The sequence below is a fragment of the Arthrobacter zhaoguopingii genome, from assembly GCF_009828605.1.
Classification (GTDB): Bacteria; Actinomycetota; Actinomycetes; order Actinomycetales; family Micrococcaceae; genus Arthrobacter_D; species Arthrobacter_D zhaoguopingii.
Window position 1 is genome coordinate 1 of sequence record NZ_WIAE01000002.1, and the last position, 26,961, is coordinate 26,961.

Annotated in this window: 29 protein-coding genes and 2 pseudogenes; 10 read left to right on the forward strand and 21 right to left on the reverse strand. The window is 65.0% G+C overall.

Going from position 1 to position 26,961, the window contains the following annotated elements:
• A pseudogene (locus GVV77_RS02795) lies at positions 1-199 on the reverse strand (acyl-CoA desaturase); the annotation flags it as partial.
• A gap of 123 nt (positions 200-322) precedes the next feature.
• On the reverse strand, positions 323-625 hold the full coding sequence (locus GVV77_RS02800; RefSeq protein ID WP_159616218.1) for a hypothetical protein: 303 nt from the start codon (positions 623-625) through the stop codon (positions 323-325).
• 286 nt (positions 626-911) lie between these two features.
• On the opposite strand from GVV77_RS02800, the gene GVV77_RS02805 reads away from it, so the two are divergent.
• Together GVV77_RS02805 and GVV77_RS02810 are read left to right on the forward strand one after the other, a co-directional pair.
• On the forward strand, positions 912-1,592 hold the full coding sequence (locus tag GVV77_RS02805) for a TetR/AcrR family transcriptional regulator C-terminal domain-containing protein (protein ID WP_246199605.1): 681 nt from the start codon (positions 912-914) through the stop codon (positions 1,590-1,592).
• A gap of 213 nt (positions 1,593-1,805) precedes the next feature.
• The gene (locus GVV77_RS02810) at positions 1,806-2,084 is read left to right on the forward strand and encodes a hypothetical protein (protein ID WP_159616222.1); all 279 of its coding nucleotides are present in this window, start codon (positions 1,806-1,808) and stop codon (positions 2,082-2,084) included.
• A 255-nt stretch (positions 2,085-2,339) separates the two neighbouring features.
• Here the strand turns inward: GVV77_RS02810 and GVV77_RS02815 are convergent, their stop codons facing one another.
• Both GVV77_RS02815 and GVV77_RS02820 read right to left on the reverse strand, forming a co-directional pair.
• Positions 2,340-3,086, reverse strand: coding sequence for a GAF and ANTAR domain-containing protein (locus GVV77_RS02815; protein ID WP_246199606.1), 747 nt, complete (start codon positions 3,084-3,086; stop codon positions 2,340-2,342).
• A 285-nt stretch (positions 3,087-3,371) separates the two neighbouring features.
• Complete coding sequence (locus GVV77_RS02820; RefSeq protein WP_159616224.1) at positions 3,372-3,620, reverse strand: hypothetical protein; 249 nt, start codon at positions 3,618-3,620, stop codon at positions 3,372-3,374.
• 730 nt (positions 3,621-4,350) lie between these two features.
• Between GVV77_RS02820 and GVV77_RS02825 the strand changes: the two genes are divergently transcribed.
• Positions 4,351-4,632, forward strand: a complete 282-nt coding sequence (locus GVV77_RS02825) for a hypothetical protein (RefSeq protein WP_159616226.1) — start codon at positions 4,351-4,353, stop codon at positions 4,630-4,632.
• A 32-nt stretch (positions 4,633-4,664) separates the two neighbouring features.
• Here the strand turns inward: GVV77_RS02825 and GVV77_RS02830 are convergent, their stop codons facing one another.
• Entirely contained in the window at positions 4,665-5,288 is a 624-nt protein-coding gene (locus tag GVV77_RS02830; RefSeq protein ID WP_159616228.1) for a Pr6Pr family membrane protein, read from the reverse strand.
• A 279-nt stretch (positions 5,289-5,567) separates the two neighbouring features.
• Positions 5,568-6,878, reverse strand: a complete 1,311-nt coding sequence (locus tag GVV77_RS02835; RefSeq protein ID WP_159616230.1) for an AI-2E family transporter — start codon at positions 6,876-6,878, stop codon at positions 5,568-5,570.
• 213 nt (positions 6,879-7,091) lie between these two features.
• Between GVV77_RS02835 and GVV77_RS02840 the strand changes: the two genes are divergently transcribed.
• Together GVV77_RS02840 and GVV77_RS02845 are read left to right on the forward strand one after the other, a co-directional pair.
• A complete protein-coding gene (locus tag GVV77_RS02840) occupies positions 7,092-7,520 on the forward strand; it encodes a YidH family protein (protein ID WP_159616939.1) in 429 nt (142 codons plus the stop codon).
• 53 nt (positions 7,521-7,573) lie between these two features.
• A complete protein-coding gene (locus GVV77_RS02845; protein ID WP_246199607.1) occupies positions 7,574-7,876 on the forward strand; it encodes a DUF202 domain-containing protein in 303 nt (100 codons plus the stop codon).
• Between the two features lie 324 nt (positions 7,877-8,200).
• On the opposite strand, the gene rsgA is transcribed toward GVV77_RS02845, so the two are convergent.
• Both rsgA and GVV77_RS02855 read right to left on the reverse strand, forming a co-directional pair.
• Positions 8,201-9,370, reverse strand: coding sequence for a ribosome small subunit-dependent GTPase A (rsgA, locus tag GVV77_RS02850; protein WP_201293161.1), 1,170 nt, complete (start codon positions 9,368-9,370; stop codon positions 8,201-8,203).
• A 326-nt stretch (positions 9,371-9,696) separates the two neighbouring features.
• Complete coding sequence (locus GVV77_RS02855) at positions 9,697-10,725, reverse strand: acyltransferase family protein (protein ID WP_159616232.1); 1,029 nt, start codon at positions 10,723-10,725, stop codon at positions 9,697-9,699.
• Positions 10,726-10,992: 267 nt separating this feature from the next.
• Here GVV77_RS02855 and GVV77_RS02860 point away from each other — a divergent pair, with 267 nt between their 5' ends.
• Positions 10,993-12,000, forward strand: a complete 1,008-nt coding sequence (locus GVV77_RS02860; RefSeq protein ID WP_159616234.1) for a zinc-dependent alcohol dehydrogenase family protein — start codon at positions 10,993-10,995, stop codon at positions 11,998-12,000.
• Positions 12,001-12,036: 36 nt separating this feature from the next.
• Here GVV77_RS02860 and GVV77_RS02865 read toward each other — a convergent pair whose 3' ends face one another.
• Positions 12,037-12,987 carry a GlxA family transcriptional regulator gene (locus tag GVV77_RS02865; RefSeq protein ID WP_343033034.1) on the reverse strand — a complete coding sequence of 317 codons (951 nt, stop codon included), beginning with the start codon at positions 12,985-12,987 and terminating at the stop codon, positions 12,037-12,039.
• A 375-nt stretch (positions 12,988-13,362) separates the two neighbouring features.
• Here GVV77_RS02865 and GVV77_RS02870 point away from each other — a divergent pair, with 375 nt between their 5' ends.
• Positions 13,363-13,782 carry a hypothetical protein gene (locus tag GVV77_RS02870; RefSeq protein ID WP_159616236.1) on the forward strand — a complete coding sequence of 140 codons (420 nt, stop codon included), beginning with the start codon at positions 13,363-13,365 and terminating at the stop codon, positions 13,780-13,782.
• A gap of 130 nt (positions 13,783-13,912) precedes the next feature.
• On the opposite strand, the gene GVV77_RS02875 is transcribed toward GVV77_RS02870, so the two are convergent.
• The 8 genes from GVV77_RS02875 to GVV77_RS02910 form a co-directional block, all read right to left on the reverse strand.
• On the reverse strand, positions 13,913-14,647 hold the full coding sequence (locus GVV77_RS02875; RefSeq protein WP_159616238.1) for an SDR family NAD(P)-dependent oxidoreductase: 735 nt from the start codon (positions 14,645-14,647) through the stop codon (positions 13,913-13,915).
• Positions 14,648-14,765: 118 nt separating this feature from the next.
• Entirely contained in the window at positions 14,766-15,200 is a 435-nt protein-coding gene (locus GVV77_RS02880) for a hypothetical protein (protein ID WP_159616240.1), read from the reverse strand.
• A gap of 433 nt (positions 15,201-15,633) precedes the next feature.
• Positions 15,634-16,383 (reverse strand): SDR family NAD(P)-dependent oxidoreductase, encoded by a 750-nt coding sequence (locus tag GVV77_RS02885; protein ID WP_159616242.1) that lies wholly within the window; start codon positions 16,381-16,383, stop codon positions 15,634-15,636.
• 112 nt (positions 16,384-16,495) lie between these two features.
• Positions 16,496-17,335, reverse strand: coding sequence for a sulfite exporter TauE/SafE family protein (locus GVV77_RS02890; protein ID WP_159616244.1), 840 nt, complete (start codon positions 17,333-17,335; stop codon positions 16,496-16,498).
• Between the two features lie 43 nt (positions 17,336-17,378).
• Positions 17,379-17,807, reverse strand: a complete 429-nt coding sequence (locus GVV77_RS02895) for a nuclear transport factor 2 family protein (protein WP_159616246.1) — start codon at positions 17,805-17,807, stop codon at positions 17,379-17,381.
• Between the two features lie 180 nt (positions 17,808-17,987).
• Complete coding sequence (locus GVV77_RS02900) at positions 17,988-18,947, reverse strand: alpha/beta hydrolase (RefSeq protein WP_159616248.1); 960 nt, start codon at positions 18,945-18,947, stop codon at positions 17,988-17,990.
• 49 nt (positions 18,948-18,996) lie between these two features.
• The gene (locus GVV77_RS02905) at positions 18,997-19,359 is read right to left on the reverse strand and encodes a cupin domain-containing protein (RefSeq protein ID WP_159616250.1); all 363 of its coding nucleotides are present in this window, start codon (positions 19,357-19,359) and stop codon (positions 18,997-18,999) included.
• A 48-nt stretch (positions 19,360-19,407) separates the two neighbouring features.
• Entirely contained in the window at positions 19,408-20,142 is a 735-nt protein-coding gene (locus tag GVV77_RS02910; RefSeq protein ID WP_159616252.1) for an alpha/beta fold hydrolase, read from the reverse strand.
• A gap of 158 nt (positions 20,143-20,300) precedes the next feature.
• On the opposite strand from GVV77_RS02910, the gene GVV77_RS02915 reads away from it, so the two are divergent.
• The 3 genes from GVV77_RS02915 to GVV77_RS02925 are packed head-to-tail and all read left to right on the forward strand — an operon-like array spanning position 20,301 to position 23,353.
• Positions 20,301-20,660: a response regulator transcription factor gene (locus GVV77_RS02915; protein WP_159616253.1), complete on the forward strand. Its 360-nt coding sequence runs from the start codon at positions 20,301-20,303 to the stop codon at positions 20,658-20,660.
• A 9-nt stretch (positions 20,661-20,669) separates the two neighbouring features.
• A complete protein-coding gene (locus tag GVV77_RS02920; RefSeq protein WP_246199608.1) occupies positions 20,670-21,347 on the forward strand; it encodes a response regulator transcription factor in 678 nt (225 codons plus the stop codon).
• Between the two features lie 2 nt (positions 21,348-21,349).
• Positions 21,350-23,353, forward strand: coding sequence for a GAF domain-containing protein (locus GVV77_RS02925; protein WP_159616255.1), 2,004 nt, complete (start codon positions 21,350-21,352; stop codon positions 23,351-23,353).
• A gap of 70 nt (positions 23,354-23,423) precedes the next feature.
• Here GVV77_RS02925 and GVV77_RS02930 read toward each other — a convergent pair whose 3' ends face one another.
• The 4 genes and pseudogenes from GVV77_RS02930 to GVV77_RS02945 all read right to left on the reverse strand — a co-directional run bounded on the left by GVV77_RS02930 (position 23,424) and on the right by GVV77_RS02945 (position 26,782).
• Positions 23,424-24,482 carry an LLM class flavin-dependent oxidoreductase gene (locus GVV77_RS02930; protein WP_159616257.1) on the reverse strand — a complete coding sequence of 353 codons (1,059 nt, stop codon included), beginning with the start codon at positions 24,480-24,482 and terminating at the stop codon, positions 23,424-23,426.
• 124 nt (positions 24,483-24,606) lie between these two features.
• Positions 24,607-24,858 carry a hypothetical protein gene (locus GVV77_RS02935; protein ID WP_159616259.1) on the reverse strand — a complete coding sequence of 84 codons (252 nt, stop codon included), beginning with the start codon at positions 24,856-24,858 and terminating at the stop codon, positions 24,607-24,609.
• A gap of 160 nt (positions 24,859-25,018) precedes the next feature.
• Positions 25,019-25,393, reverse strand: a pseudogene (locus tag GVV77_RS02940) (SDR family oxidoreductase); the annotation flags it as partial.
• 60 nt (positions 25,394-25,453) lie between these two features.
• Entirely contained in the window at positions 25,454-26,782 is a 1,329-nt protein-coding gene (locus GVV77_RS02945) for a hypothetical protein (protein WP_159616261.1), read from the reverse strand.
• Between the last annotated feature and the right edge of the window lie 179 nt (positions 26,783-26,961).

Genomic DNA, 26,961 nt, shown 5'->3' on the forward strand with positions numbered 1-26,961 from the left:
CGAGCAGGGCGAACCCGGTCCAGGCCGCCCCCATGGCCAGGGTGAGCAGGGCGAACACCGAGACATAAAAGCGCCGGCGCCGGGTCAGCAGCCCCTCCTTCCGGACCTGCTTCAGCAGAACCGAATACGACGCAACCACGTCATTAGGCTTGGCGATCCGGACTTTGCGCTTCACCGGTACTGCGATGGTTTCACTCATGGGCTGATCCTCAGGAAGTTTCTCGACATACATCTGCCCGGGCGTGGAACCGGCGCCCGGTGAAAGCGGTGTTCCCCCTGCGCGGGCCGGGGCCTGTGCAGGGGGAACACCTCACGGTGGAGCTTAGGAGTTGGTGTAGTGCTCGCGGCTGCCGGACTTGGCCAGGCCGCGGGAGACCATGTAACCGATGGTCAGGAAGGTGATGAGCTTCATGGCGTCGAGGGCGTTGAACACGTCTTCGCCTTCTCCGCCGTCGCCTACAACCAGTGCGGTGAGGGCGGTGGCGAGCACGATGGCGATGTAGGCGAAGAACTCGGTGGTCTTCGTCGAAGCCTTCGTCTCGGTCGAGCGGCGGTCAGCGACCGCCAGGTTGCCGTTGTGGGTGTCGGCGGGGTGGCTGTAACCGTTGTTGTTGTTGTTCGACATGGTAAATCTCCTTTTGGAAGTGTGAAGGGTGAGACCGGTGACGGATCCTTTGGCCCGGACTGAGCGGGATCCGTATCGAGGTAGGGAGCGCGGTGGCCGCGGTCTGCTCCACAGCGTTGCTCTACACCGTAGACTCTACGGTGTAGATTGGAAGATAGCAAGTCGGCTTACTAGATGGTGGATGATTATGGTTTCAGTGAACCGGCACGACGGCCCTGTCCCGGACGACGCGCCTAGAGGTGCTCCCGTTCCGGGAGCGGGCGTCGGGGGAAAGCGGCGAAGCCCGTTGAACAGCCGAATCGTGCTGCAGGCTGCGCTCGAGCTGGTCGATGTGGAGGGTCTGGAGGCCCTGTCGATGCGCCGGCTCGGGCACAAGCTCGACAGAGACCCGATGGCGCTCTACCGGTACGCGGCCAACCGAGACGCGTTGCTGGATGGTTTGACCGAGCTGCTGCTGGATCAATGGGTGATCTCTGAGGCCGAAGACACAGATGCGGCCTGGCAGGATCAGCTGCGAAGGGCCGCCCACCGTTTTCGCTCCCTGGTGCTGGAGCACCCCCACGTTGTGCCGCTCCTGGTGACTCGCCCGTTGTCCACTCCTCTGGGGCTGCGGCCGCTGGGGGCGTTGCGTCCCCTCGAGCAGCTCCTCGCTGTTTTCACCCGGGCCGGCTTTGGACCCTCCGGTGCCCTCCATGCCTACCGTGCCTACTACGGTTTCCTTCTCGGACACGTGATCAATGAGCTCGAGGAGTTCGTCGTCAATCCCGACGAGGACGACACCGGGCTGCGGCTGGGCCTGCACCGTCTGCCCGAACAGGACTTCCCTTACCTGCGACGCCTCGGCTCCCAGTTGCTGGACTACGACGGCGAAGTCGAACTCGACCAGGGCATCACCATCGTCCTGAGTGGCCTCCAATCACAACTCGAGAGCCCGGCGCACGCCCCCGATAAAACCTCCGGCTTCTGAGCCGGCGTTCATTCGCCGACGGTGCCGTGCTGCGGGAAGAAGCTCGGGAAAAAACCAGCCCGCTGTTCCATCCATGCCGCCGGCGGCGACGAATACCGCTTCGGGAGAAGTCCTCCAAGACCGTTGCGCAAGTTTCCGGTCCGACGGGACCGGTCCCACTGCGCCTGGCCCGTGGCCGGTGCTCCGCTGTCAACCGTTAGAGTCAGGTGTCCTGTGAGCGCTGAAGATTTGAACCGCCTGAAGGTCGCCGCCGCCTACAGGGAGGCGGCCGAATTCGAACTGGACCACACGGTGCTGACTCTTCAGGAGGCCGTCGCCACGGCCCTGCGCCATGGTGAGGACCCCGAACTGATCGCCGAACTCACGGACCTGTCACCCTCTGAGGTGCTCAAGCTGCGTGGCGGGCCCGAGGGTGAGGACGCCACCGGCAACTATCTGCTCAGCGACCTGCATTCAGCCCGAATCCAGGCCTCCGGGACTCTGCCCACCTGATCTCACCGCCGGTGCCCCATACTGCGGTACAGCCACCGGGTGTTGCCACAACGCAACCATCTGGACGTGAGGGCCGATCCGGTGCGGAATTCCTCAAGCGTCTCCGGCCACCTCTCCACAGGCGCCAACGCACAACATGAGGGCGCAGGTGCGCTACAGCGACCCGTCAAGCACGCAGCTGGCGTGGGAAAATGGGCACCGCCGGGGCATCGGGTGGGCGTGACGGGGTGCACGCCAACCTAGCGGTTTCGGTACCTATCCGGCCTGGCGGGGCAGTTCGCCGGTGCCGGTGAGATGTTCGGCAATTTTGACGAGCTTGATATTCGAGCGTGAACTGGAGTGTCCGAGCAGGATGAAGGCCTGCGCTGCGGTGATTTTGTAGCGTTCCATCAGGATGCCTTTGGCCTGCCCGATGAGGTCCCGGCTGGCCAGAGCATCGTGCATCTGGGCCATTTTCTGGCTCTCCGCGAACGCCACTGCGGCGTGTGCGGCGACCAGCAGCCCGATCTCCTCGGAATCCGTACCGAACGCGTGGGCACTGCGGCTGTAAAGGTTCAGCGCACCGAGGTTGTCACCTTCGACGAACAGCTGGAAAGCGAGCATGCTCGCCGCACCGAGTGCCGCGGCGCCCGGGGCGAAGCGGGGCCAGCGGTCTTCGGTGGCCATGTCGGGGACACCGACGGTGCGGTGTTCGAACACCGCAGACAGGCAGGGTCCCTGGCCGGTTTCGGCCTGGAGCGCATCGACCCGTTCGGGAAGGTCATCCGAAGGGGCGTGGGACTGCACGGCCTCCCGCCCGGTGACGACGGTGATGGAGGCCTCCTCCGCACCAGGCACGAGGTCGATGGCTGCCTTCACCATGTGCCGGAGGATCGATTCTTCATCTTTTTCGGCTTGCAGGGAACGCGCGAGGTCGCTCATCTGCTCAGCGATGTCCTCCAAAGATGCACTGCTCAGGTCCCCCTGACCGTGCCCGGGGGCTGCCGCGCTGTTATCTACCATCAACCCATTATCCCCGGAATCCGCCTCAACCGACCGGGGACCGATGCCGCGGCTCCTCGGTGCTGGGTGACCCCGGTTCGCGCATCGCTGGCGCTGAAACCGGGGTTACCCACCTTATCTGCGGGAGGTAAGAACGTGGTGTTCCGCGGCAGCAATGCAACGCCCAGATCAACGGCTGAGGAAGGACTGCGCCGACGGGACTCTCCCTTGAGTGAGCTGTCGCGATTTTACTGTCCGATTCTCGGCACGCTCCGGCGCAGCTGCTTGGTCGGTCTCCTGGTTCACTCAGGCTTTATGCTCGCCGCGGTCCTGGCGTCGTTCGGCCTCTCCGGATTTCTCATCCCGGTCGTCGAGCTCCCGTCGCAACTCTTCATTTCGCCCTTCGGTTTCCGGGTCGAGCGATCCGTCCTCGACATACTCGGCGTCCATCTGGCGGTGCACTTTGCTGTTGAGCACACTCACCTCGTCGGCCGGAAGGCCGTCCAGATCCGCAGGAAAATCCTCGCTCGGGTCGAGTTTGCTGTCGCCGTTCATTGTTGCCTTTCCTCGAGGATTGTCGTGCTCCTGAGCATACTGCGTGCCCCCTGCGGGCAGAGCCCACACAAACCCATATGAAGAAGACCGATGCGTCCGCCACGAAAAAGCAATCAAGCCTCCCGTTCACGCCGGGGTGACGCGGAGGGCGGCCGATGCTTTTCATTCCGCTCGCCGCGGTGCCCGCGGTGCTACCGGGACCACTCCTGAATGCGTCGACCGCCGGCTGGGCATGGAACGAAGGAGAACGGGGTCCTGACCCATGCTCGTCGGCTCGGGCTGGCCACGACCGGCAACCGATGGCGGGTTGGATTGCAACGAGTCCGGTCCGATGCATTTGTTTCGTCCTGCAGAGAAGCGCCGCACCCCATCCATGCGGGGTGATACTTTCGTTTGCTTTGGGGCGGCTCCGCCCGGCTGGTGACAGAATCGTTGGTTAAAGGACGGAAGGGTTCTGATGGGTGGGCAGGCAGGCGGTGGGGCCGGGAGGTTCCGCGTCTTGTGGAGTCGCGCGGCGGCGGGCCTTGCTGTGGTCGTCCTCGCGGCATGCGCCCAAGGACCCGGGGAACCGCCCGGGGACCTGCCAGACCCGACCATGGCGTCTTCGACGCCGGCTACTGCCGCCCCGGTATCACCGACCCCGGTGCCGGGCGGGGCGTCCGGGCCGGGGTCGGATCCGGCCACCCCGGGGTGGGGAGCTTATGAGGATCGGGAGGAGGCCTGCACCGCTGTGACCGATGACGTGCTTGCCCTGTCCCTGGTGCCCACTAACGTGCAGTTGGCGGAGGACTCCGGAGATATCAGCGGCATCGGCACCACAATCGGGGACCGGGCTTTAAGGGCGCCCGAGGGAGTCCGAGATTCCTATGCTGCCGCCCGTGAGGTCGTCGAGGAATTCGCGCAGGCCAAGGCAGGGGAAGACGGCGGGGGACCGGAGGCTGAATTCGACCAGAGCCGGTATGAGGCAGCGGTTGAGGGTATCCGGGATTGGCTGACCACCACCTGCTCCTGATTGCCTACGGCGAAGCTTGTGCAGGCCCCGGGTTAGGGCTTCGGGCCGGCCGGGGTCACCAGTCGAGTCAGGCCGATCACCGCAAATGATGTCATAACGATCAATACCGCCAGCACGGCTGCGTAGACTGCTACGGCCCGGTATCCGCCCACCTGCTGCGGGTCCAGGAAGAAGTAGGGGTACCAGCCCGAGACCCGCCCCAGCACCAGGATGTAAGCTCCCCACAGGAGGGGGAACACCAGGGATGCCCACCCGGTTCTCCATCGCAGCCGGTGTCTTCCCGGAACCAGCAGGAGATCCAGCACGGCATACACGGGAAGCATGAAGTGCATCACCCTCGAAGGGATCGATACCCGGAACACATGCCCGACCAGGTCGGCGTTGAGGACCATCATGCCGAAGGTAAGCCCGGAGACCATCAGGTAGGACGCCGCCAGGGCGCGGACGGCTGTCAGCCACTCCTGCTCGGCTCCCCGGCGCGCGAGCGACATGCCCAGTGTGAGCACGAACAGCATGGTGCTGTGGATCGTGAAATAGCTGAATACCTGTCCGGGGCGGCAGGTGTAGGTCAGGAACGCACAGTCCGCCCGGAAATACAGCGCCGCCAAAGCGACCAGCAGGACGGTGGCGCGCACGGCCACGGCGAGGTAGGGCACTGCGACCTCCTTGTCCAGGGCCGATGACTCACTCCGGTGTCGAAAGCCTCCGGGAGCGGAAGCGTGGGGTCAGCGCTTCGGTGCAGCAACGGGTGCAGGAACGACTGTATCCGCTCGGGGGCCGGGAAGGTCAGGAGGTCGATTATGACGGAGTGGATTCCCGGGATGCTGAACCGACATCGTTGCCGTTTGGGACCGACTTGGTGGATTCAGCGCGCGGTGCCGCGCACGTCCGGGCTGGGTGGACGCCGCGGCCCGGCGAGGAGGATTCCTCAGCGGTCAGCTGCCGTCGTCCCCGTTTGAATCGGTTACGTCCTGCCGCGAAGTGAGTGGGGGGCGCGCTGCCAGCCGCGAGGGGTCCACTGAAGGGGGTGAGGATTCAGCCTCGTGATTCCCGTCGTGGTCCTCCGGCAGGGTGCTCGGGCCGCGGCCCTGTTCGTCCATGAGGGTGTAGGTCTCGGCTTCGGTGATCTGCTCAGCACTGATGTCGTCATCCGGTTCCGCGTTCCAGGCTTTGAGCCCGGCCCATGCGACCGCGGTGAGGGGCACGGAAAGGATGGCTCCGACAACTCCGGCCAGGATAGTTCCGGCGGTAAGTGCGACGAGGATGACAAGTGGGTGCACGTTGAGGGTGTGCCCCATCACTACGGGTTGAAGGAAGTTCCCCTCGAGCTGGTTCACCAGGACGACGACGCCGAGGACGATCAGGGCGGTGACGGGCCCGTTGGTGACGAGCGCGACGAGGGTCGCCAGGGCCCCTGCCAGCGTCGCCCCTACCAGCGGGATAAAGGCGCCAATGAAGACAACAGCGGCGAGTGGCAGGGCCAGGGCTACGTCAAGAAGGACCAGGGCGAGTCCGATGAAGAATGCGTCGACGGCCGCGACGATTGCCGTTCCGCGCACGTAGCCGCCCAGCACTGCGACGGTTTGGTCTCCGACTCGTCGGGCGTTCACGAGACGGACGCCCTTGAAGGCCCGGAGCAGGAAGGCCCAGATCTTTTCGCCGTCTTTCAGGAAGAAGAAGAGGATGACCACCAGCAGGAGGGTTCCGGTGAGGAAGCTCGTGGCGGCGCTGAGCCCCGCCAGTGCGGTCGTTCCGGCGGTGGTGCTGGTGGCGAAGTCGAGGGCTGCTTCACGGGCCACCTGCAGTTGCCGGTCGTCGACGGGTAGAGGCCCGTCCTGCACGAAGTCGATCAGCTGGTCCACTCCTTCGACGGCGCTCGAGACCAGCGCGTCGGTCTCGGCGACCACCGCGAACACGACACCGGTGATCAGGCCTCCGATCAAGATGAGCAGCGCACCGAAGGCGAGAGCTGTCGCCAGTGAGCTGGACCACCCCTTGCGTCGAAGCCACAGCACGAACGGACCGATGGCGGAGGCGAGGATGAGCGCCAGGAGCAACGGTATGACAACCAGTCGCACCTGGATGAGCGCGTAGACGAAAACGGTGAACAGGACCAGCAGCAGCAGGATCTGAAGAGCAGTCAGTGCTGCCCTGCCAAGGGGCCTCTCCCAGGGGCTCTGTGCGGAGCTGCCGACAGGAGGTGCCTGCCGTGCAGGGGGTGCCTGTGGTGCTGACGGGGGATTCATGGTGAGGACCTTTCAGTTGGGGTAGGCGACGAGGGGAGCGAATGGCGCAGGCGCTGGGTCCGGGCCGCCGGGAAAGAGCGTTCCGAGGGTCTTGACGTCCGGCCTGTCCGGCTGGCCACTGCGGGGACGAAGGACCATGGCAATGTGGTCAAGGAGCGGAGCGGCGCCCGGCCGGGCCGGGGACCGTTGCATTGCCCTTAGGATAGGCGGGTGATGTCATCCGCGGGTAAAGCCTCCGATTCTGCAGAGGGATCGGAGGCCGGGAGGCAGGTGCCCCGGGGACGGTTCGCGGCGAGGATTCTGGGCGGCGGCGAGGAACCTGATCCCAGGTTCACCCTCGCCAATGAGCGAACTTTCCTTGCCTGGATCAGGACTGCCCTCGGTTTCCTGGCCGGCGGGATCGCCGTGGAGGCTTTCACGTCAGGCATGTTTCCCGTCGGGATCCGCAGGACGCTGGCGGTTCTTCTGCTGGTGCTGGCGATGATGCTCGCTTCTGCCGCGGGTTTCCGATGGTTGGGGATCGAGCGTGCCATGCGGCGCAGAGGCCCGCTGCCCCTGCCCATCCTGATCCCTGTGCTCGCCGCAGGCGCGGCCGTGGCAGCGGGCATTGTTGTCATCTTCGTCCTGGTCCGGCCGGTGTGAGAGGGCGCACCGGCGGACCTGCACACATTCCCCGGCTCCACAGGGATGCCGGGTTGCAGCCGGAGCGGACCACGCTGGCCTGGAACCGGACGATGTTGGCGCTGGTCGCCGCCGGGCTGCTTTTCCTGCGCTGGTTCCCTCGGTACGGGTGGTTCCCCGTCATCATGGTGGTCCTGGCCGCCTGCGCGGCAACGGCCGTAGCGGCCAGCCAGGCACGGCGTCACCACCGCAGCGTTGACGCCATCGGCAAAGGAACGACCCGGGCCGACCCCGCCGCGGTCGGGGCCACCGCCGCCGCAGTCACCCTGCTGGGTGCACTGGCGCTGTATACCGTCCTTGCGCTGCCGCTTCGCTAGGGACAAAGTCTCGTTCTGCTGAACGAACGTGGCGGATCCGATTATCGGTCTGCGCCAGACGGCGCCGTACCCTGTCACTGCGGGGTAGGCCTGTCCGAGGAGGCCTCGGGAGGGGGCGGGGCTGGTGTTTCGATCTTCCCTCACCTGGACTGTCCGGGGTGGTCCGCAAACACGTCTCTATGGATCCATGACTACGGCTGTCAGCAGTAGGTGCGTGCAAGTCTTCTGTGTTGAGGAGCGGGAACGCTTCGAGGTCTACGTGGACGACCGGCTCGCCCAGGCCGCCCACGTGCTGCCCGCGGGCCGGCCGAGCGGCTCGAGGGCTCAGCGCCGCTTCCGCTTTGACCGCTGCTCCTCCTCCCGCTCTGATCTGGCGCGCTCTGCAGAACGCTGGGATCTCCCTCCTCCGACGACTTTTTGGTGCCACTCACGCTGGTACGCCCGGCTGGCTGCGGCATCCTTGCGGCGGGCCAGGGCGGCCATTTCGCGTTGGAGTTTCAGGTAGTTGTTCCAGCGGCGGTCCTCCAGTGTGCCGTCAGCGAGGGCGGCCTGCACGGCGCAGCCGGGTTCCTGTTGATGGGCGCAATCGGAAAACCGGCAAAGGCCGGCGAGTTCGTCCACATCCCCGAACATCTGCTCCATCCCGTCGTCGGCGTCGAACAGCCCGAATCCGCGGACGCCGGGAGTGTCCATGAGGACAGTGCCGTCGGCCAGCGGTACAAGCTCCCGGGAGGTGGTGGTGTGCTTGCCCCTGAAGTCGCCGGAGCGGACTTCACCTGTGTGCTGCACGTTGTGGCCAACCAGGGCGTTGATCAGTGTGGATTTACCTGCGCCGGAGGGCCCCAGGAGGACAAGCGTGCTGCGCGGCGGGAGATGTGCCAACAGGTCCTCGATCCCGTGCCCGTTCTCTGCGGAGGTGGTGACGACGTCGACACCTGCCGCCTGCAGGATGACCTGCCCGACGACGTCATCCGCCGCCTGCTCCAGGTCCGCTTTGGTGACAATCACCAGGGGAACGGCGCCTGAATCCCAGGCGGCGACGAGCGTCCGTTCGAGACGGTTGTGCGTGAGCGGGCGGTCAACCGGAACCACCACGCCGATCACGTCCATGTTGGCAGCCAGGACCTGGGCGGCGGAGGAGTCCTCGAACGCGCGCTTCCGGCTGAGCTCCGAACGCCGGGGCAGCACGCCGAGGATCTGGCGATCACCCGCGCGGTTGGGTCCTATCCAAACCCAGTCGCCAGTGACCGGCACGCCGGCATCAAGCGGGTAGGGGAGGTGCAGGAGCTCCATGCCCACGGCCACCAGGACCAGGCTGCGGTCAACCCGCACCACACGGCCAGGTTCGCAGGGATGGTCCACGCTACAGACAGGGAGCCGGTTTTCGTCGAAGTACTGTGCCACGACGGCGCTGTAGCCGAAAAGGGTTGGGCCGGTGCGAACGGAATTGGATGCAGCAGGACTGTCCAGGCCGGTGCCTGAGAAATTTTTCACTGGAATACCTCGGGAAAGGTCCCCTGGCGCCGGCCACTTCCGGGCAAAAGCCCAAGGTGGTGTGGCGTTCCGCGGGCGGTGCCCTATGCGGTACGGAAGCTGGAGACGGGGGTGGTTGTTTTGATGGTTTCAAGGCGCCGGGGGCACACGGCAGTGACAGTCATCAAAAAACACCTCCCCTCTCCGCTGCGGTCCATCGAAGTGATACCGGACCGGTTCCCAACTCTAGCCTCCGCCCGAGGCTTGCGCCATGGCTCTCGTGATCCGGGACCTGTAAATTGCAGCGGTATTGCCACGCCGCTGGATCGGGCGGCTCCTGCACTAACTCAGAGGTTCCTTGCTCGTTGCCCATCCCTCGTTCGTCTGCCATCCAGTCGGTGCAGCGCGGGCAGTTCGAACAACAGAGTCACTGAGAGGTGCTCGCGGGTTGAGTAGAGCCAGGCGAGCCCGAGCGGGACGCCGATGCCAACCAGCAGCAACAGCGGCAGAACGTACCATGCCCCGGTAGAGCCGATCGCGTCGGCCAGGGCGAGGGTGATCATGATCGGTCCAAGATGGGCGACGTAGAACACGATCGAGTAGCGTCCGACGAATTCGAGTACGGCGGTCACCCGTCCGGCGGGGAATCGGGGGAAGAACCAGCACACGATCACGAGCGCCCCCGCCACGCCCCACGCGAACTCTCCCTGGTACAGCACCTCCCAACCCGCCACGTTCAATACGCCAACAGTCACCGCGCACGCACCGCCACCAGCCAGGACCCATGGCTTCCCGATGATTCCCGCGATCTCCCGCGGATGCCGGGCAGACCAGGCCCCGTAGAAGAAAAACGCCAAGAGAAAGGCCATGGTCTCGGGGCGGCTGCCGTCGCTGAGCATGAACGATATGCCCAATGAGGTGCCGGCGATCAGCAGTGGTGGGACGCGCCGCAGCGGATAGGCAAGGGCGTAAAAGACGAGGATGAACCAGAGGTACCAGAGGTAGGTCGGCGAACTGTAGAAGACCTGGGTCACCGCCGCAGGGCCGAGGTCGCCGCTTGCAGCGAGAATGATCAGCGACCAGAGAACGTACGGCCAGGCCACTTTGGAGACCTTGCCGATGAAGTACTTCCTCCCGGTCCTGGCCATCGACTGCGGCAGCATGATCCCGGACAGGAACATGAGTACGGGCATGCGGAACGGCTCGAGGAAGAGGTTGAACTGGTCGACGCCCGGAGTCGGGCCGACGGTTATTCGAAGGGCCTCGCCCGCATGGAGCACGATGACCAGCAGGATGGCAACCCCACGGCAGCTGTCCAGCCACCGGATACGTGTGTCCGTCAAAGTACTGATGGCGGCCTCCCTGACGAGTCTCATCGATCGAACCTGCGTGCTGCCCCCGGGGTCCCTTAGGTGAGGTTCGGTGTCGGGACGGGTCCGGATGGTCCGTTCCAGCTGGTTCTATATCGGTGATGCCCGGGCGGCGGAGGGAGCATGGCCGGGCACCGCGCGACAGGCGTGTCACTATCCTTGCGGATATTGGCATTGTCGCCACTGGAGGGTGTGGAACGTGTGCGCGAAACTGAGAGAGCACCGCCCGTTCCGGCGCGTAGCCAACCCAGAACCACGATGAGGAACACCGCCATGACTGATCAGATGAAGGCCGTTGTGCTCACCCGTTTCGGAGGCCCCGATGCTTTCGAGCTGCACGACGTCCCCGTACCGAAGGCTGAACCCCGCCAGGTGCGGGTGCGCGTCCATGCGACCGCCCTCAATCCCCTCGATTACCAGGTGCGACGCGGAGACTACGCGGACTACGTCCCCCTCCCTGCGATCACCGGACACGACATCTCCGGCGTGATCGAGGAGGTCGGCTCCCACGTCACCGAGTTCCGCGCAGGCGACGAGGTCTACTACACGCCCCAGATCTTCGGCGGCCCCGGCTCCTACGCCGAGCAGCATGTCGCCGACGTCGACCTCGTCGGCCGGAAGCCGGAGAACCTGACCCACCTGGAGGCGGCGAGTCTGACGCTCGTCGGCGGGACCGTGTGGGAGGCCCTGGTGACGCGGGCTCAGCTCACCGTGGGGGAGACGATCCTCATTCACGGCGGCACGGGCGGTGTCGGCACGATCGCGATCCAGGTGGCGAAGGCGATGGGCGCACGGGTGATCACTACCGCGAAAGCCAGCGACCAGGAGTTCGTGCGCTCCCTCGGAGCGGATGCGGTCATCGACTACACCTCGACGGACTACGTGGGTGCCGCGGCCGAGCTGACGCGGGGCAAGGGGGTCGACGTCGTCTTCGACACGATCGGCGGCGACACCCTCACGAAAAGCCCACTGATACTCGCCGACTTCGGACGCGTCGTCAGTATCGTCGACATCGCGCAACCGCAGAACCTCATCGAGGCGTGGGGCAAAAACGCCGCCTACCATTTCGTCTTCACCCGTCAGAACCGCGGCAAGCTGGACGCACTCACTACCCTGGTCGAGCGCGGCCTCGTGAAGCCGGTCCTTGGCGCGGTTCTTCCGCTCGCCCGGATGGGCGAGGCTCACGCGCTCCTGGAGGACAGGCGGTCGTACGCACTCCGCGGCAAGGTCGCGATCGACGTGGCAGGCGACACCGTCGCGCTGCCCCCTCGCATCTCGTAGCGGGAGGCGCCGGGCACTCGGCGATGACCGCGGTTGTCAGCTCCGCCCGGAGAAGGTCGCGCGGTACTCCGAGGGGGACACATCCAGGAGCCGTCTGAAATGCAGTCGGAGGTTCGATCCGGTTCCCAGTCCGACCTGGTGCGCGATGCGGTCGACCGACAGCCTCGTGCTCTCCAGGAGTTCGCGGGCGGTGTCGACCCGCACCCGAAGGATCCACTGCACCGGGGTGGTGCCGGTCTCTTCGGCGAAGCGGCGCAGGAACGTACGGGGTGACATCCGCGCGTGTGCGGCGAGTCCGGCGATCGTAAGCTGCTGGTCGAGCCGCGTCATGGCCCATTCGCGGGTCGCGGCGAGGGTTTCGCCAGTACCTGCCGAGTTGGTCTTCGGCAGGTACTGGGCCTGGCCCCCGGTCCGGTAGGGGGCGGTGACGAGTCCTCGTGCGATCTCGTTCGCCGCGCTCACGCCGAGGTCGCGCCGAACGATGTGCAGGCACAGGTCGAGACCGGCGGCGGCTCCGGCCGAGGTGAGGATGGAGCCCTCGTCGACGAAGAGCACGTTCGGCTCGACCGTGATCTGCGGATGCCGCTCCGCGAGCTTTTCCGCCGCGTCCCAGTGCGTCGTCGCCCGCAGGCCGTCGAGAAGGCCTGCATCGGCGAGGGCGAATGCACCGTAGCAGATCGACGCGACGCGTGCCCCGCGGGACGCTGCGCTCCGGAGCGCTTCGCACACCTCCACCGGTATCGGCCGCCCCGCCGGAGCGTACCCCGGGACGATGATCGTGTCCGCGTCGGCCAGTGCGTCCAGACCCCGCGGGACCGCGTAGCCGAAGCCCCCGTGGGACGGCACCGTTCCGGCGGTGACCCCGCAGGCCGACACCTCGTAGGGGAACCCCGACTCGGGATGGAACACCTCCGCCGGGATCCCTACGTCCAGCGGGAGCGCCCCGTCGAGCACGAGGACCACCACCTGATGAGGTCGTTGCATCATTCGACTCCGATCCGGTCGACGCGTGCCGACCGCTTCATCATTTTCGCACGTGGGCGCATGACCCGCCTGGAGTCGTTCGGAGTCGTCTTGGGCGGGCTGGTCCGGCCGGTTCCGGCCGGCGCTGGTGTTCCGGGCCGGTGGCGGAAACGCTCGGTGGGCCTTGAGAACCAGGGCCAGCTAAACGAAATCGCCACGCAGACCGATGGTCGCCGTCCCCGGCTGAGCTGAGATCAGCAGTTCCACCACATCCGAGGATCGGTAGAGAGGCGGGCAAGGCAGCGGGGCCGTGTGCCGTTCGAATGCGTGGGGAGGTTCACGGCCCCGCGAGGTTACGATGAAGACGCCCCGGCATTCGCCTCAGGAGAAGGAGCGGACGTGGAAGCCTCACCCGCCCCCGATAGCGCGTTGTCCGTGCAATCCCCCGGGACCGGGCAGGAAGGGCTGATCGCCCTGGAACTGATCAGTTCAGGGGCCTGCGCCCTCGGCGTGGGGCTCGTCCTCGCGGCCCTCCTGATCCGGCTGCTCAACGGCTCCATGATGAGAACCACCGCCGTCCTCGCCGGAACCGCACCCGATGTGGTCCTTCGATGGCACGACCGGTTCAACACCGTGCATGAGGCACCCTGGTTGGGTCAGGTGCCGGACGACGGTGACCGGGACCTCACCGTGTTCTATGCGGCCTCCGACCCCGACCGGTGGCAACTGCACCGTCCCCACCGGGGAGCCGGCATGCTGGCACTGGTCGGGGTGGGACTCCTGCTTGCGGGGGTCACATCGGCTGTGCTCCCGCTGTAGGAACCGGCGGCGAGGGGGATCGATCCTTGGATGTCCAGGCTCGGCCTACGCTCACCCCGGGCCTCCGGGAGAGCTTGCCCACTATGCGCTGACGTCGGAGAGTTAGCGGAGCGTTTCCTCGGCAACTGGTTCAGCGCCGGGGGAGGCGTTCACCGGTCTCGTCGGCGAGGGCCGAGAGGAGCCTGTCCTGGAAAGCCGTGTCATCGGTGGAGGGGTGAGGCTCTCGTCGGTGCTGGTGGTACCAGTAGCCACCGCTGGTGTGCGCTTCAGGGTCCTCGCTGGTGGCGAGCCACTCCTGCGTGCGGTGGCCTAGTTCCAGGCTGTCCGGTGCACCGGCTCCGCCCATCCGGGTGGGTACCCAGCCGGGGTCGACGGAGTTGGACAGAATATCCGGGAACAGGCGCGCCATCGCCGCGGCGAGAGTGGTGACGTAGAGCTTGCTGTCACCGTAGGAGCAGACCCCCTTGCCCTGCCAGTCGACGCTGTCCACCCGCGCTCGGCCGCCGAAGTGGGACCCGCTGCTGAGGTAGACCAGCCGTTCCGGGAGCGGAAGAAGGGCCGTCAAGAGGTACGGGGCAATGATATTGACGGGCATGACATTTCGCCCGCTCCATACGCCGACGTTGTGGATCACGGCGTCCAGCGGTGCCTGGTCGGCCAGTTCGGCGGCGATGTGACGTACGGCGTCGCGGTCGGCGAAGTCTCCGATGACGATGCCGGCACCCTGGTCGGTGAGATGTCGCAGGTGCGCTGCGCGGTCGGCGGTTCGGGCGTGCACGATGACGTCGTGCCCCTGGGTGTGCAGGGCTTCGGCGGTGAGGCGCCCCAGTCCGTCCGCTGAGCCGGTGATGAGGATACGACTCATGATCACTCTCCTTCGTGGGCCGTACGGATGTCAGCGACCGTTCACGAAAACTTCCGACCCCTGAGGAGCTGTCTCCTTGATGTGCTGCTTCGAGGTCGAAGGTTTGCCCAGGAGAAGGTCAGCCGGCTGCCTTCCTGATTAGAGTTCGGAGTTTCTTTTCAGCTGCTTCGGTGATCTCCAGCACCGCGAACGCGGTGGGCCAAAACTCACCGTCATCGAGTGCGGCGTCGTCATTGAAGCCAATTGACCCGTACCGGGATTTGAACTTGGCAGCCGGTTGGTAGAACACGATGACCTTGTCGTCCCTGGCATAGGACGGAAACCCATACCAGGTCTTGGGGTGGAGGTCAGGGGCTTCCTCCGACACGATGATGTGCAGTCGTTCCGCGATCTGCCGATCGGCGCCCTCGAGGCCCCCAATCGCTGAGAGGCAGTCCTCGTACTCTTTTGCGCGCTTGGCAGCGCCCTTCACTCCCTTCATCGCCTTTAGTTCGGCAGCTCGCTGTTTCATGGCGTCGCGCTCGGCGCTCGAAAATCCGCTTGTGTCGCTCATAGTCGGCATCCCTCAGTTCCCCATCCAGAAGTTACTCCCGCCCGCAGGGGCACGAAGTGCGGCATCACTTACCGTAAGCCCGATGACACAGGTGATAACAGCTGCGCCGACCTTACCAACGCGAACATCCCACGTGAAAGTCTCGCAGCTGGACCAGGCCCTGTGATGCCGAAATACGATGAACCCGTAGTCGGATCTCTCTGCGGATCTCAAGCGGAGGGCGAATCCGAAGCGTGGGTCCCGGACCGACCTGGAGACCGTCACTCCGACACGCAGAACTCCTTGCCCCGGGGTCGACCACGCCGATGCCGTCGCGCAGCCAGGGTGAACTGAAGGTCAGGGCGATCAACCCGCACACCATGGCCGATATTCTTTCGGCGCGCCAGTGGCGGGTCAATCGAATAGCAGGCCGGCCCGAACCCTGCTGGAATATTCAGACCTGCGTTTCCCCGCCGTCTGCGAACAGTTCGGTGCCGGTGACGTAGCTTGCCTGATCAGAGGCGAGGAACAGCACGGCGTTGGCGATTTCGGCCGGCCGAGCGAGGCGTCCGAGTGGAACGTTTCCGGCCATTGTGTCGAGCATGCCCTGCGCCTGGCTCGGGTCGGGAGCGAGTCCGCTCAGGCCGGGGGTGTCGGTGGGCCCGGGGGCAATCGTGTTGACCCGGATGTGGCGGCCGGCGAGCTCGGCCGCCCACGTGCGCGTGAACGAACGCAAAGCGGCTTTCGTCGCAGCGTAGACGCCGAACGCAGGGTTCCCCTTACTCGACGCGTTCGATCCCGTAATGATGACGGAGGCGTGATCCGCGAGCATGGGCAGTGCCTTCTGCACCGTGAAGACTGTTCCGCGCACGTTGACGCCGAAGGTCTGGTCGAACGCCTCCGGGGTCAGCTGCTCGAGAGTTGCAAACCCTCCGCCGCCGGCGTTCACGAACAGGACATCGAGGTCCTTCCCTGCGGATGCCACAACAGAGAAGATGCGGTCGAGATCGTCGAGATCCGAGACATCGCCCCTGATTCCTGACGCCCGATCTCCCAATGCGGCGACCGCGGCATTTAGTTCCGGCTCGCGGCGACCGGTGATGAAGACCTGCGCTCCCTCCTCGACGAAGCGTTGGGCGGTTGCGAAGCCGATGCCCGTTGTCCCTCCGGTGATCAATGCGGTTTTGTTCTCAAGCTGTCCCATGGCGGGCCTCTGTTCCTTTGATACGACGCGGACATCTCATCGTAGATTGTTTTTGTCTATATGGTCAGAAATGGAAGTGACATGCGGTCGCGATGACGTTCCCTCCCGTCCCTTAGGTGGCAATCTCGCTGGGGAGGTGCGCGCTGCGGGTTGTCCTGATGGCGCGGACGGCGAGCTGGGCGGCGACGACGAGGAGCAGCAGGCCGAAGAGAATGCCGGACAGCCGCGCCGGCAGGGCCAGCGCGAGTGCGGCACTGGGTATGGAAGCGGCCGTCGCGGCCACCCCAACGATCAGGCCGGCGCCAACGTCGACGGTTCCGGCCCGCCAGTTGGCGCCCGTGCCGATGGCGCTGGTGGGGATCATGACCAGCAATGAGGTGCCTTTGGCGATGAGGTCGCTGATGGCGAAAATTCCGATCAGGGCCGGCACGACGATGATTCCGCCTCCGATTCCGAACAGGCCCGAGAGTATCCCCATGGCCAGGCCGAGCACGACATAGCCCAGGGCGACCAGCGCGGAGAATTCAAGGCTTTCTCCGCGGACCGGCGAGACCAGGACCATGCGTGCTGCGACAAGGAGGATGAAGACGATGAACATCCAGCGCAGCCCCACAATGGGGATTCTTTGCAGGAGGGCGCTTCCGAGCAGTGCTCCGACGATGCCGCCGATGGCGATGAAGGACCCCGCGAGGAGGTCAATCTCACCGGCGAGCAGGTAGGTGGTGGAGCCCACGACCGATGCCGGCACGATCGCGGCAAGCGAGGTCGCGGCAGCCGTGCGCTGGTCGAAGTTCGCCAGAGCCATCAGCAGCGGCACCATGATGATTCCGCCCCCGATGGCGAACAGGCCGGACAGGAGCCCTCCCACCAGTCCGACTCCAATGAGAACAATCCAGGATCCGGTCCCCGCCGCACGGGGTGCCGGCGGGGAACTCTCCTTCACGCCGCTCATTCTCCCTCCTCAATTGGGCGGATGTGCTTCGAGCTGCCGTCGTTCAGTTCCAGGCGAAGAGTGCGGGCTGCTGGCCTGCCAGATCCGGGTCCGCATAGACATGCAGACGGCTGATCAGCGGGCCGCGGAACTCAAAGACATTGCAGAAAAGACCGCTGCTCCGGGCGTCACCAGGGAAAGGCACACCGGAGGCGAGCACCCCGGATTCCGCCCCTTCGACGACGACGCGGTTGTCGCTGGAGGTAAAGGTCATGCGGGACTGCGGGTGGTCGAAGGAGGTCACGGCCGACGTCAGGCCCACGAGGAACGGAACGATCTCCGCTTTCCCATGTGCGAATCCAAACTTCGGGAAGAAGATCTCGGTGTCGTCGGTAAACAGGTCGAGCAGGTTAGGGTCACCGGAGTCGACTCTCCTGAAGTATTCCTTGGCAAGAGCAATCTGCTCTGCTGCGCTGATCTGTTTCTGGTCCATGGTGGTGCGCCTTTCAATTCCTACGTTCAAGGGGGCCCGCGTCACTGGCATGGGGACTGGGGTTCCAAGGACCTCTGTCTGTCGTGGATGGGGAGGGTTCAGCGTAAGTTTTTATTGTCGGAATGGTCAATAAAAGTGGGACGTGTCACTACACTGCCTCCGCCAGCTCACGGGGTTGCTTTAGTCCTTTCCGGTGCCCAGGGCTTTCTGGAGCGAGCGGATTGCCTGCTCGATGGCGGCGGTCGTTCCCTGGGTGACGCGTTCGGGGTTGAGCATCATGAAGTCGTGGGTGACGAAGTTATAGCGGACGCTGGTGGTGGGCACCCCGGCTTCGACGAGTTTCGCCGCGTAGGCCTCGCCCTCGTCCCGGAGCGGGTCGTTCTGGTCCACGAGCAGCAGGGCCGGCGGAAGCCCTCGAAGGTCCTCGAGCGTGGCCCTCAGCGGTGAGACGGTGATCTCCGAGCGACGGCTGACGTCGGGGAGGTAGGCGTCCCAGAACCAGGCCATGCTTCTGGCGGTCAGGAACGGTCCGTCGGCGAAGGTGCGGTAGGACTCGGTGTCCTGGCCGGCGTCCGTGACCGGATAGTACAAGGACTGGTGGACGAAGGTCACGTCGCCGCGCTGCTTCGCGAGCAAAGTCAGGGCCGCGGTCATGTTGCCGCCGACCGAGTCACCGGCAACGGCCATGCGGGACCCGTCCAGGCCCTCCGTGGCGCCCTGCTTCGTGATCCACTGCGCGGTGGCGTAGGCCTGCTCGATGGCCTTCGGGTACTGGGCCTCGGGGGAGCGGTCATATTCCACGAAGGCCAGGGCGGCGTTGGCCCCGGCGCACAGTTCCCGGATAAGACGGTCGTGGGTGCCGGAGTTGCCAAGGATCCAGCCGCCTCCGTGGACGTAGAGGATCACCGGCAGCGTCCCGGTGGCGCCCACGGGTTTGATGATGCGCACCTGTACGTCTCCGACTTCGGCCGGGACGGTGATCCACTTGTCCTCGCCGATCTCGACCTTGTCGACCGGCGCTGCCTGGAGGTCATCGAGCAGTTTGCGGGCACCTTCGACCCCCAGGTCGGCCAGAGCCGGTGGCTGAGCGGTGGCATCGGCGATGATCTGGGCACCTGGTTCGAGCACTACTTTGGACATGGTGGTACCTTTCTTGGCTGCTGCATGGATGGATGATGTGCACTGATGTTCATTCGGCACGTTCCGGTGCGGGGTAGTTGGTGACCAGTGGCTGGTCCGCTTCGACGAAGTAGGTCGAGAGCATTTTCGTGGTGACCGAACCGACGTTCACCGCGTTGTGAATGGTGTTCGGCGGAATAAGGAACGGGCTTCCGGCGTGAAGCTCGAGCGGGGGCCTGTCGTCGAACTCCATGGACACGTCTCCGCGGATGATGTAGCCCACTTCGGGCCCGGGATGGCTGTGCCGGCCGGAGGAGGTGCCTTCGGGGATTTCCACCAGGGTCTGACGGATCCTCCAGCCCTGCACCGGACTGGACGCATCCTGCAAACTGACCCGGGTCAGAGCCGGCTTGGCCTCTTGTGCTTCGGTCATGTTCCTAATCCTTCTGTGCTTGGCAGCCCGTGTTGCCCGGTTATCCTCTTACTGGCGGCCGGTGGTCGCGGCGGCGGCTTCGCGGATGAGGTCAACGACCTGGGCCGCCTCGGGAATCGCCACCGTGTGGGAGCCGCCCTGAAGCTCGATCGTTTTCCGTGACCCGGCGCGCTCGGCCATGAAACGGTGGGCGGCGGCCGGGATGTTCCGGTCCTCGGCACCGAAGAGGAACCATGAGGGCACCGACTTCCACGCCGGCTCTGTGGAGGCCTCCGAGAAGGCGGCCTCCAGGATGGGGCGCTGGCCGACACCCATCACCGCGGCGACCTCCGCCGGGGAATCGGCCGCGAACTGCGCGTGGTAGCGGCTCTGCATGATGTAAAGGTCCCTGCCGCCGGGGACATCCACCGCAGCGAGCGTTTCCCCTAGGGTGGAGCCTTCGAACTTGTTGGCAAGCTCCCCGGGGGTCTCTCCTTCCTCGGGTGCGAAGGCACCGATAAACACCAGGGCTTTCACGTTGGGGTTGCCGGTGCCGCCGCCGCTGATGACAGTGCCGCCGTAGGAGTGCCCCACCAGGATGATCTCGCCGGTGACGTCGGCCAGCAGGGCCCGGAGGTATTCGGAATCGACGGTGACCCCGCGCAGCGGGTTCGCGACGGCGATCGCCGGGTAGCCCTCGGCCAGAAGCGGGCTGATCACCGCGTTCCAGCTCGATGAATCCGCGAACGCGCCGTGGACGAGCACGACGGTGGGCTTGGCGGGGGACGGTTCGGTGATGCTCATGATGTTCTCCCTTGTGCAGTGGGCGCCGGTACCGTGCCCGCGCGGGCCTTTGACAGCTCAAGTCTCGTCCGTCGTCTCCACCGCCGCGCCGGGGATACCCGGAGTAATGCTCTGGTAAACCCCCCTGCAGAAGAGCAGACTGAGTGGGAGGCTGGGGGATGGCCCAATTCGTGCTCGTCGTCGATGATGATGAAAGGTTTCGGGACTTGGCCAGAAGACTGCTCGAGAGCTGCGGGTACGCGCCAGGGGGCGATGCTGGCAACGTGGCCGAGGCATTGCGTTGTGCCGCCGCCGCGCGGCCCGACATCGCACTTGTCGATATTGGGCTTCCTGACAGCGACGGCCTGGAACTGAGCCGGCAACTCACCGAAGCACCGTATTGGGTTCGGGTAGTGCTGATTTCCGCCGATAGCGACGCAACCTCGGCAGAGGAAGCCGCCGCGGCAGGTGCGGACGGGTTCATTCCGAAAAGCGAATTGTCGTGCTCGACGCTTCGGTCGATTCTCGGCGACGGGTAGGGAAGGTTGGTGAGTTCACCCGCACCGTCCCCGGTGCGTGTTGCCGTCGGAGAGGACGATGTACTCCTCCGTGAGGGAGTGACGCGGGTGCTCCTGGGTGCAGGGCTAGATGTCGTCGCTTCGACCGGGGATGCGACCAAACTTCTCGCCATGGCTTTGGTGTTCCGTCCCGATGTCGTCGTCGTCGATGTTCGAATGCCTCCACATCACGGTGACGATGGCTTGCGTACCGCCATCGAAGTCCGCAAACGCCTGCCCGGTACGGGAGTGGTGCTGCTGACGCAGTACTGCGAGCCCGAATTCGCGATCGATCTGATCGGTGATCGGCCGCAAGGCGTCGGATACCTCCTCAAAGAACGTGTGGGGGACGTCGACGATTTCGCAGCGGCGGTTCGACGTGTTGCCCATGGAGGAAGTGCCCTGGATCCCGAGGTTGTCACACGGATGCTGCGGCCGCGCACTGTCCCCTCCGAGTTCGCTGATCTCACCGACCGCGAGCGCAGTGTCCTGGCCTGCATGGCAGAAGGATTATCGAATCGAGGCATCGCCCATGCGCTTCTCATCAGCGAAGCGGCTGTCGAGAAGCACGTCACGGCGATGTTCCGGAAGCTCGGGCTCGCCCAGCTGACCGATGGCCACCGCCGGGTGCAGGCCGTGCTCCGCTACCTCGCCGCTCAGGGCCCCTGATCATGAGCCCGTCCGAGCTTCCAGTTCCCGATCATGACCTCGAAGGGTTACAGAGACTAGCCAGCGAAGGGCGCTCTCTCCGCGACATCGCTGACCTCGTTGCAAGAGCGAGCCGCACTGAAGATGTGTTTCAGTTGGCAGCGATTGAGGCATCCCGGCAACTTGACGGTGACGCGGTCACGATCACTCGATACACCGCTGGCGACGAAATCATGGTCGTGGCGGCCCATGCCGGCCCAACGCCGATCGGCACCCGCATAAAGTTCGGACCGGGTACCCAGCCGCATCGAGTACGCCATCAGAAATCCAGCGTGCGTGTTGATGACTTCAGGCTCGAGGTCAACGCTGCGCTCGCCGAGAAATATGGGCTTCGGGCGTGCGTTTCAGTACCGGTGATCATCGAAGGCGTCGTCTGGGGTGCGTTCTCAGCCACCTCACTCACCGGGCCCCTACCCAGACGTACTGAGGACAGACTCGAGAGCTTCGCTCAACTCGTTGTGACGACGATCGCCAACATCGAAGCCCGGGAGGAACTGCGCGCTACCGCCCAGCACGATCTCGCGATACGGCTTTTGGCCGAGCAATCAGTCACGGGCGCCTCATCCGAGAGGGCGCTGGCGATGACAGTGGCTCACGCGCTCACCTTACGAGGCGTTGCGCGGGCGACCATCAATCCCGGCCCGATGACGCTATTCTCACCTTCACGAAGCTCGACCTCGATGGCGGACGATCATCCATCCCTGTCCTATCCCATCCAGACCCACGAGCGCACGTGGGCGTATCTCGAGATTGAAGCACGGACCCACCCACTACCCGACACGACGGACGCGCGATTAAGGAACCTCACACAGGTCACCGGCCAGGTCGTATCCGCAATCCTGACGCGCCTGCACCTACGCCACCTTGCCGAGGAGCAGACAGCACTTCGCAGGATTGCCGAACTCATTGCAAGCGGCGCAGCGCCATCGACCGTCTTCCACTCCATCGCGGCAGAACTGTCCCGTCTGCTCGCTGACTCGCCGGTCGTGATCGTACGATTCGACGCGGACGGACCGGTGATCGCGGCGGCCTGCCAAAGCGGAATCGCCCCAGGAACAAGACTCCCCGCGGTCAAAGAAACACCTGACGAGCGGAGCCCGCGCGGCTCACGACAGGTCGACGAGATAACTTCCGCCGTGCGTTGCGTGTTCGGCGGCGACGCAGGAGCCCACGTCGGGGTACCTGTCACAGTCGCAGACAATTTGTCCGGCGCTTTGCTCGCTGCGCCCCGTCCGGATTCCCCGGCGGACACTGGCGGGACCGATCTGGAAGCCTTTGCTGATCTCGCTGCGGCCACTTTTGCCAACGCCCGGGCCAGGGAAGCGCTCATCGCATCAAGGGAGCGCATGGTCAAAGCCGCAAACGACGCACGGCACCAGCTGCAACGCGATGTGCACGACGGAGCGCAGCAGCGGTTGGTACACACCATCCTGGCGCTCAAACTCGCCCGCGACCGGGGCGCGCACGGCATGTCCACGGCCGCCCTCATTCAGGAAGCCTTGACGCACGCCGAGGAAGCCAACCGGCAACTGCGGGACCTGGTGCGGGGCATCCTGCCCGTCGCGCTCACCCGAGGAGGTCTCGTGGCCGGCATCGAATCCTTCGTCACCGACCTGCCGGTGCCCGTCACCTTGCACCTGCTGCTGCCCAGGCTTCCCGGGACTGTAGAGACGACAGGGTATTTCACCGCCGCCGAGGCGATCACGAACGCCATCAAGCACGCATACGCAGAGCATGTCGACGTCGCCGCCTGGCTCTCGGAAGCAGGCGACGAGCTTCACCTACGCGTGCGCGATGACGGCGTGGGCGGGGCCGACCCCGACATGGGAACCGGACTCACTGGACTGACCGACCGCATCGAGGCCGCCGGTGGGACGATCACCATCACGAGCCCACCGGGATCCGGCACGGATCTCGAAGTGACTCTTCCACTGTCCCCGGCTTCGCAACACGACCGGGACAGGTGATCGGAGCCGCATCCGGATCGTTTCAGCCTTCCCGCCCTGCAGTGTGTTCAGCGTTGAGGGAGCGCGGCTCCTACTGCGGGTCCCGGGCAACTTCCGCCGGGGACCATCCCAAGGCGGGACCCAGCGTGGTTGCCATGTCGGTGAGGATCTGGACATAGTCCTCATGATCGAAACTGAACGGTAAGGCGAAAGCCACCTCATCGACCTCCTGGAAGCCGGCATGCGCGTAGAGCTGTTCCGCGATCTGATCGCTGGTGCCGATGAGATCCGGAGCGAACAGCATCCTTCTTGGCCCCTGCGGTGCCCGGGTGCGTGGTAGACGTTCGTGCACGTACTGTTTGTACTTCTCCCGCTGGCTCGACGACGCCGAATCGGTCGGGATGACCACCAGGCCCTGTGAGACCCGGGCCGATCCGGGCGCTTGGGGTGATGCCGCCGCCGCTTCACGGTAGGCGCGGATCTGAGACTGCTGGACCAGGGCGAAGACGGGGTCCTGGTCCTCGTCGGGGAAGATCACCCCGCTGGAGAGCAGGTTGAACCCATTCGCTGCGGCCCAGACTGCCGACCTCCTGCTCCCTGCCCCATACCACAGGCGTTCCCGGAGCCCGGGGGAGTGCGGCTCGACACGGTCGGAAAACTCCTCGACCACGCCCTGCCGTCCGGAGAATGCCCGTACCGGTTCCCCCGCGACAAAGCGGGCAAAACGATCCACGCGTGCGTAACTGAAGTCCTCCGACGCCGACGAATTCGGGTACAGCTCGTCCTTCACCGTGTCGTAGTGCATCGGTTCCCCAACACTCAGGCCCGGATTGATCCGCCCGCCGGAAAGGAGATCGACGGTGGCCAGATCCTCAGCCAGGCGCAGCGGGTTTTCCCAGCCCATTGGAGTCACTGCAGTGCCGAGCTCAATCCGGGAGCTGCGCTGGCTGGCGGCGGCCATCATAGCGACAGGCGAGGAAATTCCGAACTGCAGGTGCCGGTGGCGCAGCCAGGCGCTGTCAAAACCCAGCCGCTCGCCGAGTTCGATGATCTGCAGGGTCGACTCGTGCCCCGCGGCCGGATCCGCCGGATCGAACAAACCGATCGTAAGGAATCCGAGCTTGCGTAGCGGGCGCGGGGAGACGGGCATGGGATTCCTTCGAAGGATCGGTGTAGGACTGATCCCAGACTATGCGCCGGGTCTCGCGGCGCCTGCGAGGACGAAGGAAAGTTTCCTTTCGCGTCATCGACGCCGCCCTCCCCGCATCTACTCCCTATCCCCGCCGGCGGGACCGGATCGCGACACCGTCCTGGGAGTGGATCAGACGGCGTCCCCGCCCCTCACCGAGCTGGATCCACAGCATGCTGCGGTCCTCTGCGAGATCGTCGACCCACCCGGGGAGGCTGTGTCCATCGACCGGCTCAACGGTCACAGCCTGCCCGCGGCGCAGATCCTTCCAGTTCATCCCGGTTTCCGGTGCCGCGATGCCCGCTGCACTCTCTTGCCCGTCAGCTGCCTGTGACACGCCGGCCTCCTGTCCCGCCCCGCATAATTGATGTGTTCCAAGGCTTTCACGAGGAGGTGAACGTGCCATTAACCGGCCGTGAAAACGCCGCCTGCCATCCCTCCGCGATCCTGCCGCCGGCCACACGGAATGCGTCACCCTGTCTTTCGGACCGTGGCCGTTACCGCGCGGACCAGCCGCCGTCCATCGTGTAGCTGGCGCCGGTGACCATCCCGGCGTCCTTCGAAGCCAGCCAGGCCACCAGCGACGCTGATTCCGTGGGCTCGACCAGGCGCTTTATGGCTGATTCGGCAAGCATCACCCTGGCCAGGACCTCGACTTCGGCGATGCCGTGAACGCGGGCCTGCTCTGCCTGCTGCTTCTCCACCAGGGGGATGCGGACGTAACCGGGGTTGATGCAGTTGGACGTAGCGCCATGGCCGCCCCCTTCGCATGCCGTCACCTTGCTCAGCCCTTCAAGGCCATGCTTGGCGGAAACGTTGGCGCTCTTGAACGCCGAAGCGCGGAGTCCGTGCACGGAGGACAGGTTGATAATCGTCCGGCGGCACAGCGGTCACCGTCGGCGCCGTTGTATTCCTACCGCCGGGTGGGGCGGCTAGTTTCTGAGATCTATGGCGGCGTGCCAGTACCGAGCGTTGGATCTCGCGGCGGCCAACACCACCAGACCGGTCTGGCCGGTGACGTTTTGTTTGGTTGTCGTGGGGTCGTTGATGTCCAGGTCGGTACTGCTGCTGATGATGGGCGTACCGGGGCCGGGCGGGAAGGAAACGTTGTCAAGCGGCGCCTTCTTGTAATAAATGGTGCCGCCCCCCTCCGGCGCGACCGCGAACATCCAAACCTGACGGCGCTCCTGGTCGATCATGACCATGGGCCGGGTGTGGGCGTCCTCGACAGCGCCAAACGGCGCGCTGGTCCAACGGGCGTTACTATCTCGGACCAGGAGCGCCACCAAGGTTTGGCCGGGTTGCTGAGCGGATGTTTTGATCGCTGCGTAGAGACGGCCGCTGCCGTCGGTTGTCAGTTGCCTGAGGTTTAGATGGTCGTTCGCGCATCCCCCGGTGCAGTTGTTTCCTGCCCCGTAAGCGATCTCTGTCTGCCACGATTTCTCCGGCTGACCGTCCTGGTGGATGGCCAAGTAGAACCTCTTTTGCTCCGACCGCTGGTTGCTCCACATGACTGCGATCTTGTTGCCCTGGAAGGCCGTGACTGCGGAGATGTCGTCGTGGTGCGCCTGCGCGTTGGTTGTCGGCAGCACAAACGGTGTTCCCCACGCCGAGTCGCTCGTCGTCGAGTGGTTGACGTGGACACGGTTGGTGTTATCAGCCGAGACGACGGTGTAGGTGACCCATAGCTTGCCGACGGAGTCTTTGGCCACCGTAATCGATTCCGAGCTTCCCTGGTGAAGGGTGACGGGGAATCCGGCGTCTCGTGAGAAGGTCTTCGTCGATGGGTTGTAGCTGAAGCGGTGAAGCTCTGCGGACCCGGAGGTCACTGCCTCCCGAGATGGTGGCGAACCCCATTCCGAGAGCACAGTCGTGCCCGACACAATATAGAGCTTGCCGCCCCTTTCGTCCCACAGCGCGTCTCCGCGCGCATTCGGCCGGGCGTCAACGACCGTTTCCGTCTCCTGCCACTCCTGCGTTGCGGCGTCGAGCCGATGGATTTTCGTCGCATTTGCGGACGCGCTCCACAACAGCCCCCACCAAGTCCCGTCCTGGATCCACAGCTTGCTCTGGGCCTTGTCCGCGGTCGGGGTTCTCACGCCGTCGCCTGCGTATGATGGCCCAGGTACTCCCACGTCGGCCGCCTGGGCTGGGAGGGGGAGCGCGACCGTGACGGCTACCGCGAACAGCAGAGCTATGAAAAGGCGCAGCAAACGCATGGGGGCGCGCTCGCGGTTATGTCGTTGGACAGGTTTGGTCATGATTGTTCTCCAATAGGAGGCAGGGCTTTGCGAAGGACGCCAGCCCTGTCATGAATAGCTGAAAACACGGTGCCTGCTCGGCGACAAGATAATTCGCGGCGGCGGCTCCTGGCCGCACTTTCCTCTGGCAACCACAACTTAAATCCGCCTACTGGGCGTGTCAACGACTGTGCCTACCC